General features: G+C 54.6%; 12 protein-coding genes and 1 riboswitch. Of the genes, 8 read left to right on the top strand and 4 right to left on the bottom strand.

Going from position 1 to position 12,676, the window contains the following annotated elements:
• Positions 1–79: 79 nt before the first annotated feature.
• From J2X14_RS11470 to J2X14_RS11450, 5 genes are all read left to right on the top strand, one after another.
• Positions 80–1,180 (top strand): ABC transporter substrate-binding protein, encoded by a 1,101-nt coding sequence (locus J2X14_RS11470; protein ID WP_352411344.1) that lies wholly within the window; start codon positions 80–82, stop codon positions 1,178–1,180.
• Positions 1,173–3,260, top strand: coding sequence for a TonB-dependent siderophore receptor (locus J2X14_RS11465; protein ID WP_352411343.1), 2,088 nt, complete (start codon positions 1,173–1,175; stop codon positions 3,258–3,260). The genes J2X14_RS11470 and J2X14_RS11465 overlap by 8 nt, the downstream gene beginning before the upstream one ends.
• A 119-nt stretch (positions 3,261–3,379) precedes the next feature.
• Positions 3,380–3,577 carry a hypothetical protein gene (locus tag J2X14_RS11460; protein ID WP_352411342.1) on the top strand — a complete coding sequence of 66 codons (198 nt, stop codon included), beginning with the start codon at positions 3,380–3,382 and terminating at the stop codon, positions 3,575–3,577.
• 1 nt (position 3,578) lies between these two features.
• Positions 3,579–4,343 carry a hypothetical protein gene (locus tag J2X14_RS11455; protein ID WP_352411341.1) on the top strand — a complete coding sequence of 255 codons (765 nt, stop codon included), beginning with the start codon at positions 3,579–3,581 and terminating at the stop codon, positions 4,341–4,343.
• Between the two features lie 76 nt (positions 4,344–4,419).
• A complete protein-coding gene (locus J2X14_RS11450) occupies positions 4,420–5,547 on the top strand; it encodes a GNAT family N-acetyltransferase (RefSeq protein WP_352411340.1) in 1,128 nt (375 codons plus the stop codon).
• Here J2X14_RS11450 and J2X14_RS11445 read toward each other — a convergent pair.
• Positions 5,544–7,376 (bottom strand): ABC transporter ATP-binding protein, encoded by a 1,833-nt coding sequence (locus tag J2X14_RS11445; RefSeq protein ID WP_352411339.1) that lies wholly within the window; start codon positions 7,374–7,376, stop codon positions 5,544–5,546. The genes J2X14_RS11450 and J2X14_RS11445 overlap by 4 nt on opposite strands.
• A gap of 111 nt (positions 7,377–7,487) precedes the next feature.
• Here J2X14_RS11445 and J2X14_RS11440 point away from each other — a divergent pair, with 111 nt between their 5' ends.
• Positions 7,488–8,096 carry an alpha/beta hydrolase gene (locus J2X14_RS11440; RefSeq protein WP_352411338.1) on the top strand — a complete coding sequence of 203 codons (609 nt, stop codon included), beginning with the start codon at positions 7,488–7,490 and terminating at the stop codon, positions 8,094–8,096.
• Here the strand turns inward: J2X14_RS11440 and J2X14_RS11435 are convergent.
• The 3 genes from J2X14_RS11435 to J2X14_RS11425 all read right to left on the bottom strand — a co-directional run bounded on the left by J2X14_RS11435 (position 8,093) and on the right by J2X14_RS11425 (position 10,986).
• Positions 8,093–8,908 (bottom strand): sugar phosphate isomerase/epimerase family protein, encoded by an 816-nt coding sequence (locus J2X14_RS11435; protein ID WP_352411337.1) that lies wholly within the window; start codon positions 8,906–8,908, stop codon positions 8,093–8,095. The genes J2X14_RS11440 and J2X14_RS11435 overlap by 4 nt on opposite strands.
• A 69-nt stretch (positions 8,909–8,977) precedes the next feature.
• On the bottom strand, positions 8,978–9,355 hold the full coding sequence (gene crcB / locus J2X14_RS11430; RefSeq protein ID WP_352411336.1) for a fluoride efflux transporter CrcB: 378 nt from the start codon (positions 9,353–9,355) through the stop codon (positions 8,978–8,980).
• A gap of 101 nt (positions 9,356–9,456) precedes the next feature.
• Positions 9,457–9,527, bottom strand: a riboswitch (Fluoride riboswitch).
• Positions 9,528–9,639: 112 nt separating this feature from the next.
• Positions 9,640–10,986: an SGNH/GDSL hydrolase family protein gene (locus J2X14_RS11425; protein WP_352411335.1), complete on the bottom strand. Its 1,347-nt coding sequence runs from the start codon at positions 10,984–10,986 to the stop codon at positions 9,640–9,642.
• Positions 10,987–11,685: 699 nt separating this feature from the next.
• Between J2X14_RS11425 and J2X14_RS11420 the strand changes: the two genes are divergently transcribed.
• Complete coding sequence (locus J2X14_RS11420; protein ID WP_085068825.1) at positions 11,686–11,850, top strand: con-10 family general stress protein; 165 nt, start codon at positions 11,686–11,688, stop codon at positions 11,848–11,850.
• Positions 11,851–12,184: 334 nt separating this feature from the next.
• Positions 12,185–12,661: a YciE/YciF ferroxidase family protein gene (locus J2X14_RS11415; protein WP_352411334.1), complete on the top strand. Its 477-nt coding sequence runs from the start codon at positions 12,185–12,187 to the stop codon at positions 12,659–12,661.
• Positions 12,662–12,676 lie beyond the last annotated feature (15 nt).

Here is a 12,676-nt window from a genome sequence, read left to right as displayed (position 1 = left end):
TTTCACAGCGTAGCGGTAACGGTTGAGATGGTAAGTGATTTTAATTATCATTTACTTTTCCATTTACTTACATTCCCCCATGCGCAAACTCGTTTTTCTGCTGTTACTGCTCAGCCACTCTCTCTTTGCGCGACAAGTTGTTGATATCACTGGAACCAGCGTCACGGTACCCGATCGGCCGCAGCGCATTATTCTCGGCGAAAGCCGAATGCTCTATACGCTCGCGCTGCTGCAACCGGGCTATCCGGCGGCGCATATTGCAGGCTGGCCGGGCGATCTGGCCAGGTATGATGCGCAAAGCTGGCAGCAATATGTGCAACGCTTTCCGCAAATGGCGCAAATTCCTCTGCTGGGCAGCGGCAGCGTGCGCGAACTGAACCCCGAACGCGTTTTACAGCTACAACCTGACCTGGTGATCCTGCCGCGGCTGGCGAAAACCGGCGGCGAAGAGGCGCGTTTTCGTCAGGTAATGCAGCAGGCGGGCGTGCCGGTGATAACCGTCGATTTACGTGTCGATCTGCTGCACAACACCCTTCCCAGCATCAAAATTCTTGGCGAGGTGTTAAACCAGCCGCAGCGCGCGCAGGCATTTAGTGAATTTTATCAATCGCATATGCAGCGCATTCAGCAGCGCCTGGCCAATCGGCAAGGGCCGCGCACCACAGTGATGCTGCACCTGCATCTGGGACGGCGCGATACCTGCTGCACCACCGCGGTAAACGGCAATCTGGGCCAGCTGATCGCCTTTGCCGGTGGCGACAATATTGCCGCCGGGACGGTAAAAGGCGTTTTCGGCCAGCTTAACCCAGAGCAGGTGCTTGCCGCCCAGCCGCAGGTTTATATCGCCACCGGCATGGCCAGCGTCGGCAGCACCAGCAAAACCGTTGCGCTGGGGCCACAGGTTAGCGCGCAACAGGCCAGGCAACGTTTCCAGCAGGTGATGAATGCGCAGCCGCTGATCGGCCAGCTGACAGCGGTGCGCAACGGGCGTGCAGGCGCGCTTTGGCATAATTTTTATCTCAGCCCTTATCACGTCGTCGCCACCGAATGGATCGCCAAAATGCTCTATCCGCAGCTGTTCGCCGATGTCGATCCGCAGCAAACCATGCAGCAACTTTACCAGCAGTTTTTACCGCTGGATTTTTCAGGGACCTTCTGGAGTCAACAACCAAATGAATAAAATCGCCCCGTGCCTGCTGGCTAGCCTGCTGCTGTCGCCAGCGTTGCAGGCCGAGGAAAATACGCTGTTGGTTACGCAGGACAGCAACAACGACGCGGGCTATCAGCCGCACAGCAGCGTCACCGCCACCCGCTCGCCGATGAAAATTATCGATACGCCGCAAAACGTGACGGTGGTGCCGCATCAGTTTCTGGATGACCGTGCGGCGCAGGATGTGGATGAAGCGCTGGGTTACGTCAGCGGCATCACCCAGTCCAACACGCTGGGCGGCACGCAGGATGCGATTATCAAACGCGGCTTTGGCGATAACCGTGACGGCTCGATTCTGCGCGACGGCGTGCGCTCGGTTCAGGCGCGCAATTTCACGCCCACCAGCGAACGCGTAGAGGTGCTAAAAGGTCCCTCCTCCATGCTCTACGGCATGAATGAGCCAGGCGGCCTGATTAACGTTATCAGCAAGAAACCGCAGCTTATGCCACATGTGCATCTGGAAGGACGCAGCAGCAGCTTCGGCGGCGGCGGCGGTCAGCTCGATGTGACCGGCCCGCTGGGCGCCACCGGCTTTGCCGGTCGTCTGATTGTCGATCACGATGAAACCGATTACTGGCGCAACTTTGGCCGCAACCGCCAGACGGTGATCGCGCCTTCGCTGATGTGGTACGGCGAAAACACCACCGTGCGCGTCGCCTGGGAGCATATGGAATATCTGACGCCGTTCGATCGCGGCACGGTTATCGATCCCCGCAACGGTAAGCCGGTGGATACGCCGCGCGAGCGCCGCTTCGATGAAGGCTATAACGCTACGCGCGGCGATCAGGACACGCTCAGTTTCCAGCTCGACCAAACGCTGAACGATCGCTGGCGCTCGCAGTTAACCTATGCGTTTAGCCGTAACCGTTACAGCGATAATCAGGCGCGCGCCACCGCCTTCAACGCCGAAACCGGCGTTCTGACGCGCCAGGCGGATGCCACCGACGCCGCCGAAAGCCGCTCGCAGATGGTGCAATTGACCCTTAACGGCGACGTTGACTGGGGCCAGGTTAACCATCAATTGCTGCTCGGCTTCGATTATGAAGCGGACCGCACCTTCCGTGGCGATATGATTCGCGGCAAAAAAGATGCCTCTTTTAATATCTACCATCCGGTTTACGGCGTGATGCCCGCCTCCACCACGGTGAGCGCCAAAGACAGCGACCAGCGGGAAAACATCGACAGCCGTGGCTGGTTTATACAGGATGCGATGCGCCTGAACGATCGCTGGCTGCTGCTGGGCGGGCTGCGCTACGACAGCTTTGATGTGATGTCAGGCAAAGGCCGTCCGTTTAAAACCAACACCGACGCCTCCGATAGCCGCCTGGTGCCGCGCGCCGGTGTGGTTTACAACCTCAACAGCTGGTCGAGCCTTTACGCCAGCTATACCGAATCGTTTAAGCCGAATAGCTCTATCGCCACGCAAATCGGCGCGCTGCCGCCGGAACTGGGTAAAGCCTATGAGGTGGGCGCGAAGATCGATCTGCCGGGACGCGTAACCGGCACCCTGGCACTGTTCGATATTCACAAACGCAACGTGATGGTCAGCGAACTGGTTAATGGCGAAACCGTCACCCGTACGGCGGGCAAGGTGCGATCCCAGGGCGTAGAGCTGGATATCGCGGGCCAGCTAACCGATAGCCTGAGCCTGATCGGTAGCTACGCCTGGACCGACGCGCGCGTCACCTCTGACCCGGAAAATAATGGCAATGCGCTGACCAACGTCGCGCGCCATACCGCTGCGCTGTTTCTTACCAACGATTTCGGCCCAACCGGACTGCTCCCGGCGGACGATCTGCGGGCGGGCGTCGGCGCACGCTATGTCGGACGTCGTCCTGGCGATACCGCCAACCGATTTTATCTGGATGATTACACCGTCGCCGATGCCTTCGTCGCATGGAGTACGCCAATCGATAGCTATAAGGTGAAGTGGCAGGTCAACGTGAAGAACCTGTTCGACAACACCTGGTATCCTTCCAGCGGCAATAATTTGCGCGTAGCGGTGGGCGAGCCGCGTGAAATCCAGCTCAAGGCCAGCGTCGATTTCTGATAAAACGCTTGCGGGCGCCGGACGGCGCCCTTTTTTTGCCGTTTCGTTATCTGATTAGGAGAGATCCTCTGCCAAAGCCGCAATCCCTTCCTACACTTAGGGTCAACAGGAGGAAAGTGATGCTTAAGCTTATTCGTTCATTGTTTAACAGCCCGGAAAAACTACTGCAGGTGATGTCTCAGGACGATGTTCAGGATTCGATTGAGGATGGCGATCGTATCGTTATCGACGAAAATGGCAGCGCGATGGTTAATATTCACAGCAAGGAGGTGCAGAAAGATTTTGCCCGCCATGTCGCATCATTAAAGAGGGCATAAGATGGGAACGGCAATATTTATGGTGCTGATGGTGTGCGGCTACTGGTACAGCAGCCGCGATCTCTCTACGCGCTTCAAGTTTAAACGTACTTTTGGCTGGGACGTCTATTTCCTGGTCGCGCTTTATGGCTGTATTTTTGTTATCCAGGGCGTTATCGCCACCGCAATTATCTGGCTGCTGCTGCTGGCCGCCTCCGCAGTTATGAATGCGCTGCCGGAATATTTTGGCACCGGACACCACTACTATCACAGCGAGTTTATGAACTGGAGCTTTCTCGGCATCCAGGCGCCGGTGGTGATCATGCTCTCTTTTGCCGTGCTGTTTTGCCTTTATCGCTCTAACTGGGCGGGCAGCGCGCGGCTTGACGGACGTGGCCGCCGCGAACTCTATAATACGTTGACCCGTACCAACGGCGTGGAGCATCTGCTCTATCAGTGTATGGAAGGCGGCGAGCTGGCGTGGATTACTTTGACGTCTCATCGCATCTATATCGGCATGATTATGTCCTCATCCTTCGACAGCGTTGATGCCAATAACGTGGTGCTGATCCCCATGCTGAGCGGCTACCGCGACAGTAATACGCTCGACCTGGTGGTGGAACATAACTACAGCGCCTGGTATGCCAAACACGATATCGGCCTGACGACCGAGCCGCAGTCGGCGCTCGATTTTCGTAAGGTCATCTTGCTGGATCAAATTGAAAGCCTGTCGCTGTTCGATCCCTCCAGCGCGCTGGCGCTGAATATGCGTGAAGACAGCGACTAAGCCGAATATGCTAAGGTGAAGTCTCACTCTCGGGCGGCCGGTTTACGGTTCGCCCGCTCTCTGCCGGAGCCTGTTGATGTCGTTCTCTTTTCTCTCTTCGCTTGCTGCTGTTCCCGCCGCTGACTGGGATGCGCTACTGCCTGATAACAATCCGTTTTTACGTTACGCCTTCCTGCAAACGCTGGAAGAGAGCGGCAGCGTGGGCGCAGAGAGCGGCTGGCAACCGGCGCATCTGGTCGCCTTTGCGCAGGGAAAACTGTGTGCGGCATTGCCGGGCTATCAAAAAAGCCATTCATGGGGCGAATATGTGTTCGACCACAGTTGGGCGGACGCCTGTCATCGCGCCGGTATTGCCTATTATCCCAAATGGCTGAGCGCCATTCCGTTCAGTCCGGTCAGCGGGCCGCGTCTGCTGGGCGAAGCGTCGGCGCTGACAACGTTGCTGGAAGCGCTGCCTGAAACGCTGGCGCAACGCGGTTTTTCCGGTGCCCACATTAACTTTACCGATGCGCGCAGCGATGCGCTGCTAACGACGCAGCCCGGCTGGCTGGCACGCCTCGGCTGCCAATATCACTGGCACAATCCCGGCTACCGCGACTTTCAGGATTTCCTTGATACGCTGATGTCGCGCAAGCGTAAGCAGATTCGGAAAGAGCGCGAGCAGGTTGCCGCCAACGGTATCCACTTTCACTGGCTCGGCGGCGGCGAGCTGAGCGAAACCCAGTGGGATTTTGTCTATACCTGTTACGCCAATACCTACGCGGTGCGCGGACAGCTGCCCTATCTGACGCGCGACTTTTTCAGTCTGCTGGCGGAGCGGATGCCGCAGGCGATCCGCGTGGTGTTTGCCCAGCGCGAGTCGCAGCCGGTGGCGATGGCCTTCAGCCTGACGGGCGACGATACGCTCTATGGTCGCTATTGGGGCTGTCTGGCGGAATTTGACCGGCTACATTTTGAAACCTGTTTCTGGCAGGGAATGGATTACGCTATTGCGCACGGTCTGCGCCGTTTCGACGCGGGCGCGCAGGGCGAACACAAACTGGTGCGTGGTTTTGAGCCGACGCTGACCCGCTCGTGGCACTGGCTGCGCCATGAAGGGCTACGCGCCGCGGTAGGTGATTTTTTGCAGCAGGAGCAGGCGGGCGTACTGGCCTGGGCGGAGGAAGCGCGTGACGCACTGCCCTACCGCCGCGGCGAAGCTTAGTGATCGCCAACAAAGTTGCCGGTTTGATGACGCCACAAACGCGCATAAAGCCCGTTATGTGCCAGCAGCTGCTGATGATTACCCATCTCAATAATTTTGCCCTGCTGCAATACCACCAGCCGATCGAGTCGGGCAATGGTGGAAAGCCGGTGGGCGATGGCAATCACCGTTTTGCCTTCCATCAGCGTATCCAGGCTCTCCTGAATCGCCGCTTCGACTTCGGAATCCAGCGCCGAGGTGGCCTCATCCATAATCAAAATCGGCGCATCTTTTAACAGCACGCGGGCGATAGCAATACGCTGGCGTTGACCGCCGGAAAGCTTGACGCCGCGCTCGCCCAGGTGCGCATCCAGCCCGGTGCGGCCCAGGTTATCGGAAAGCTGCGGAATAAACTCATCGGCGCGCGCCCGACGAATCGCCATCCACAACTCTTCTTCGCTGGCATCCGGGCGGCCATACAGCAGGTTATCGCGGATCGAGCGGTGCAGCAGCGATGTGTCCTGGGTGATCATGCCAATCTGCGCACGCAGGCTGGTTTGCGTGACCTGGGTAATCGCCTGACCATCAATGCTGATGCTGCCGCCTTCCAGGTCATACAGCCGCAGCAGCAGGTTGACCAGCGTCGATTTTCCCGCGCCAGACGGCCCGATCAACCCAATTTTTTCACCCGGCTGAATCTCCAGGTTCAGGTTATTGATCACTCGCCGTCCGCCGCCATAGTCAAAATGAACGTTGTGAAAACGAATAGCACCCTGGGTCACGCGTAGCGGTTTGGCATTCGGTGCATCGGTGACGCTGAGCGGCTGCGCGATGGTACTCAGCCCATCCTGAACCGTCCCGATGTTATCGAAAATGCCGTTAACCACCCACATGATCCAGCCCGACATATTCACAATACGAATCACCAGCCCGGTAACCAGCGCAATCGCGCCGACGGTAATCAACGACTCGCTCCACAGCCACAGCGCCAGCCCGCAGGTGGTGCCAATCAGTAAGCCGTTCAGCGTAGAAAGGGTGATATCCATGCTGGTCAGCATCCGGCTGGCCTGCTGGGTTTTCTCCGTCTGCTCGCCAATCGCCTCCTGCGCATAGCGCTGTTCCAGATCGGTATGGGCAAACAGTTTTAACGTGGTGATGTTGGTATAGCCATCAACAATGCAGCCCATCAGTTTGGAACGCGCCTCGGATGAGATCACCGATCGCGCCTTGATGCGCGGCACAAAGTAGCGCAGCGTGCTGGCGTAAGCGAAAATCCAGGCGATCAGCGGCAGCATCAGCCGCCAGTCCGCTTCGGCAAACAGCACCAGCGACGTAATCGCGTAAATGGAGACGTGCCAGATAGCGTCAACGGTCTGCACCGCTGAATCGCGCAGCGCATTGCCGGTTTGCATAATGCGTTGAGCAATGCGCCCGGAGAAGTCGTTCTGGAAGAATTTCAGGCTCTGGCGCAGCACATAGCTGTGGTTTTGCCACAGGATCAGGCTGCCAAGGCTGGGACCAATACTTTGATGGATTAACAAATCATGCAGGCCGATAAACAGCGGACGCAGGATCATCGCCACCGCCGCCATCCACAGCAGCGTGCCCCAATGTTCCTGAAAAAAGCTGGCGGGCGTGGAGGTGTTAACCATATCGATCAGCTGGCTTAAATAGCGATAAAGCGCGACCTCAATCAGCGCAGCAATCAGGCCGACCGCCAGCAGGGCGGCAAAACTGCGCCATACCTGTCGAAGAAAATAATGGTAGAAAGCGCCTATGCGATTCGGTGGCGCGGTGCCGGGTGCATCCTGGAAGATATTGATATAACGTTCGAAACGGCGAAATAGCATAGATACGCTCATTTTTTGCCCTACGAACCACTGAGCTTAGTGCAAATTATCGCCAGGGTTTGACTATGTAATGTAAAGGCGCATGCTAAAACTTTGCGCGTGGAGGCGAAAATGACAAAAAAACTGGTGATTTTTCTGCACGGCGTCGGCAGCAACGGCGATGATCTAGCCGGGCTTGGGCCGCACTGGGCACCGCTGTTGCCCGCAACCGCTTTTGCCGCGCCCGATGCGCCCTTTCGCTTCGATCACGGCCCCGGTTTCCAATGGTTCAGTCTGGAGGGCGTCACCGCGCAAAATCGCGGCGGGCGAGTAAGGGAAGCGCGCGCCGCCTTCGATAAAACGCTGCACGGATTGCTGAACGCGCATCAGGTGACGCAGCCGGAAAAAGTGCTGCTGGTGGGCTTTTCCCAGGGTTCGATTATGGCGCTGGATGCGCTGGCGTCCGGTCGCTGGCCGCTGGCGGGCGTGGTGGCCTTTTCTGGTCGTCTGGCAACGCCCGATCCGCTGATGCCGACGCACAATGCGCCGGTGCTGCTGGTTCACGGCAGAGCCGATCCGGTGATTCCGTGGGAAGAGACGGAGTCCGCCGCGCTGCGATTGAAGGCGGCGGGCGCGCCGGTGGAAACACTGTTTGAAAGCGGCGTCGGCCATACGATTTCCGGCTCTGGCGCACAGCGGGCGGTGAGTTTTATTGCCCGCTGCTTTAACGAGAGCGATTAAGGCCAGTAGCGGTGCAGCGCGGCAAACGCCTGCGCGGCGGCAACCTGCGGCGGCTGCTGTTTCAGCGTATCGTTAAACACTTCGATGCCCACAGGGCCGCGATAGCCTTTACGCTGTAAGGCGGCGCTGAAATCCGCCACCGGCAGGATGCCGTCGCCAGGCAGCAGACGTCGGTGGCGAGCGGTATCCATCAGCTGCGCCATATTATCTGGCGTTACCGCCTCAGCCATATCGCACAGCTGTACTTCATAAATCCGCTCTGCGGGAATCGCATCCAGCACGCTGGCATCGTCCCCACGCGCCGCGATATGAAACAGATCCACCACCAGCCCGACATTCGGCAGATCGAGCCGTTTTAGCCGCTGCCAGGTGGGATACAGCCGGTTATCTACCGCGCTCCACGCCATGGGTTCATACATTATGCGTAAATCGTGATGCGCCGCCTCGGCGGAAAGCCAGCGTAAATCGTCATCAATCAAATCCGCCTGACAATCTTTCCGCGTGCAGGCGGGCGCCTGAACCGTGCGGCAACCTATCGCCTGCGCCAGCTGAAAAAACTGCTGCGCCTGCTGCCGCTTCTCCTCGCGCAAAGCCTGCGGCGCACCGGCGAAATCACGCAGCACCTGACAATTGGTAAATCCCAGATTAAGCCGCTGCGCCTGCGCCCGAATGGCCGCAGCACCGCCTTGCGCCGCCTGCACATTCTCCTGCCAGATCTCTACCTCATCGAAACCCGCCTGCTTTGCCGCGTGTAGCAACGTTAACGGATTGCCTTCCAGCAGCACCAGATTAAGAAATGTCGGGTTAGTCATTTGTCCTCCTTGTTAAGCGGGAAAACCAGCGCACCGCGTGCGCCGCCCGGTTTAACTGTAGAAGGTTATTTAGCCCAGCAGGTTAACCAGCGCAAAACCGGCAAACGTCATCAACAGCGAGCCGGTAACATGAACCAGTACATGACCCATGGCCCACAGGTATTTGCCGCTTTGCATCAGCAGCATGATCTCGGCCGAGAAGGTAGAAAAGGTGGTGAGACCGCCGCACAGTCCGGTAACGATCAGCAGTTTCCATTCCGGCGAAAGCTGCGGATTTTTCATAAACCAGGCGGTTGCCATGCCGATAATTAACCCGCCCAGCAAATTAACCAGCAACGTTCCCGGCGGCAGATTGGGAAATAGCGCATTAAAGCGCAACGAGATTAGCCAGCGCAGCGTACAGCCTGCGGCGCCCCCCAGCATCACTGCCAGCATAGATTTCAACATGGTGGTCAATACCTGATAAAGGTGTTAATTCAATAAGGTATAGCGCAATAAGGAGGCAGAGCGAGATCCTGACATGCGTTACACCTTCCCTCACAGAAAGTGTCGTGTCAGGCGTCATCAGCTCTCAGAAAAAAGCGGTTGGGTAAGGTGGAACGCCATCACCTCAGGGGGCTATTTTAGTCGCAGGCGTAGCGGACTGACAAGGCTATTACAGAATAGGGCCGCCAGAAAACTGACCCGCCGGGCCTTTTCAACCCGGCGGGTCAGGAAAGCCAGCGCTTGCGTTAGCGAGGCGCTGTCTCCTGCAATTTTAATTGCAGTTCCTGGAAAAGCATTTTACTCAGATCTGCATGGGCATAAGTCGTGGGATGCATAGTATCCCAGAAGAGATATCTACCACCGCTGCTTTTACAGTCCGGACGTGGATTATGATGATACATATAACTCAACGTATCATTTTTAATATCAAGGCAGGTATCTTTGGTATTAACGTAGCCTAAGGTATTAGCGTGTGTAATCAGATTATCATAGGCTTTATCAAGCGAAAGCACGATAAACCTGGTGCCAGGATAAGTTCTGTTTAACTCCTGGGCCAGCAGATCGACCTGCATGTTAAAGGTTACCGATTTTTCTTTTAACGCCTGCTTATCGGCCGCTTTCCAGTCACGTACCGCAGGCACGCCTGAAAAGTCGGGCAGCTTCATAATAATTACCTGTGCGGCGCCCAGATGCGCCAGCTGCGCAAGACCGCTGCGGTAATTAGTAATGATATCTTCAGGCGTTTTATTACCGGTAATAAAATCATTGCCGCCAAACAAAACGGTAAACAGGGTTTTCTTTATGTCATATCCCTGCGCATAGGCTATATATTCTTTAAAGCTATGTAGCTGTTCCATAAAGCTGGGGAAAAGGGGTTTTACACCGCTTTCCGCATTGGCGGTCGCCCAAACATAAGAAGGAATACTTAATTGATTCGTCCAATATTCATGCCATACCGGCCCATTAGAAAAACGGCCATAAAACCATGCGCTATTTTTCGGCACTGCGCCGTAGCTGGCGTTATACACATTAATGGTATCGGACAGGCTGTCGCCGAATACCACCAGCCGATCCAGGGCAACCCCTTCTACTCGCGCTTCTGGCTGGTCAAAGCCCTGGCTCCAGAAATTATAATAGTAGGAGAACACCGAATCCCCGGCATAAGGAATGGCAACTTCACCCTCAATGCCCGCATGTTTAAGGGTAAACTGGCAAACTTCTTTCAGTTCCAGCGCCGAGGCATTGGTATAAAACATATTCGTGGCGACCGAATTGTCGCGCCAGTATCCGTGCACCATAGCGTAACGATCGGGTTGCGGTGGATAGACAGCCCAAACCCATGAAGAAGCCGGATTAGTCGGGTCTTTATCAATCTTATAAGTACATTTTATATAGGTGCTGGTATTGGAGGCCAGAAGTGTATTGCGGTATGCCTGTGGCGTATTAATGCTGTTTTGCGTGACAGGCTTAGCAGAGGTTCCGGAAATCGCGCCGCCAGGGATTACATTAGCGCTGGCAGGAAGGGAGTGATTGGCGGCATAGCTGTTTATTGACAGCAGGCCTAAAAAAACTGTAGCTGCTATTCTTTCCATAAAAATTCCTTTTATTTTTCCCTGGTAATAAAGTCGTCAACCATAAACTCAGCGAATCATTCCTTTGATCGTTGCTGTATACCTCAAATTAATAATTAATTAAAAGAACAAGCCGCCGGGACCAGTATTATTAACTTTTATGAAAATAACAATATTCAACACGCCATGAATAACTAATGATAATAAAGCTAATTAAGCGAATCATTTATTCCCGTTTATCAGGCTATTAGTTTAAATAATTCATCTGCTAACTTATGCGGTTATTATATTTCTCCATGCAGGCAATAAAAATCAATCCAGCGTGATCCATAAGCGCGCTGTTATAACGCAGACTGGCAGCACCACAACTAAACGAAACGCCGCCGTTTGTTTACCGCTTGCGCCTGAAGAGAGTAGAACCACAACTTATACCAGGAATAATCTGTAGTCAGCGTCAAACATGGCTTTCCAATCGTTTCCGCTGTTAACAAGCGAAACGCAAATTTATATACACGCCGCCATTCATAAAATATAACATTTTCATTTATCCGTTATGGAACGGTAACTTATGGACTATTACGCGCCATAAGAAAAACTTTTAACGGCGGTTAACTTGCAATATTATCCTCAGGCGCTAGATTTAGAACCGTTGGATGCGCATATATTTATCGCCCACAGATAAATATATGCATTCTGTAAATACGTATGAGGAGAAATAATATGACTCAGCATCGTGGTGGTTCAGGTAACTTTGCAGAAGATCGTGAAAAAGCCTCTGAAGCCGGTAAGAAAGGCGGACAACAAAGCGGCGGTAATTTTAAAAATGACCGCGAAAAAGCCTCTGAAGCAGGCAAAAAAGGCGGGCAGAACAGCCGCCGTAGCTAATTAATCTCAGGTAAGTACCTGTAAAAATTAGTTAAACCCGCAGTGCGCCTTTGCGTACTGCGGGTAGCATGGTTTATAGCCATCCTGTTTTCTGCCGCGCTTTTTATAGCGTAGCGCTGTTCCATTTCCATTTATATCTTAGCGCCCGTTCTTTTCTGTGACTTATTTATCACCCTGCCATTGTGGTATTTAAAACAAGCGCAGCGGTAATGCACGGACGAATCCTAATCTGATTTTCCTGCCGTTGCATTTGTTTATTTTTGACTATACTGAAATTAACAGGGCACGTTACCCTGACTTTATCAATTATTATCCTTTGGTTATGGAGATTACGATGAGTATTAAAACGCTGGAAGACCTGTTTATTCACGATCTGTCCGATGTTTACAGTGCGGAAAAGCAAATTAGCCGTGCCCTGCCGAAAATGGCACGTGCCGCTAGCGATGAGAAACTTATCGAAGCGTTCAAAACTCATTTGGAAGAAACTCAGGGCCAAATCGAGCGTCTCGACCAGCTGGTTGAAGCGACCCCGGAAGTGCGTATTAAACGTATGAAATGCCATGCGCTGGAAGGTCTGGTAGAAGAAGCCCAGGAAATCATCGATTCCGTAGAGAAAGGCGTGGTGCGTGATGCTGGCCTGATCGGCGCAGCGCAGAAAGTTGAGCACTACGAAATTGCCGCCTACGGCACGCTGCGCGCGCTGGCGCTGAAGCTGGGCTATAAAGAAGCGGCTCGCCTGCTGGAAGAGACCCTGCAGGAAGAGAAAGCTACCGATGAGAAACTGACTCTTATCGCTGAAAAAACGCAGTAAGCAGTTAGTCAGCAG

The organism is Mixta sp. BE291 (assembly GCF_031457955.1).
GTDB lineage: Bacteria > Pseudomonadota > Gammaproteobacteria > Enterobacterales > Enterobacteriaceae > Mixta.
Note: the sequence above shows the minus strand (reverse complement) of the source record. Positions and strands in the feature narration are given on the sequence as shown.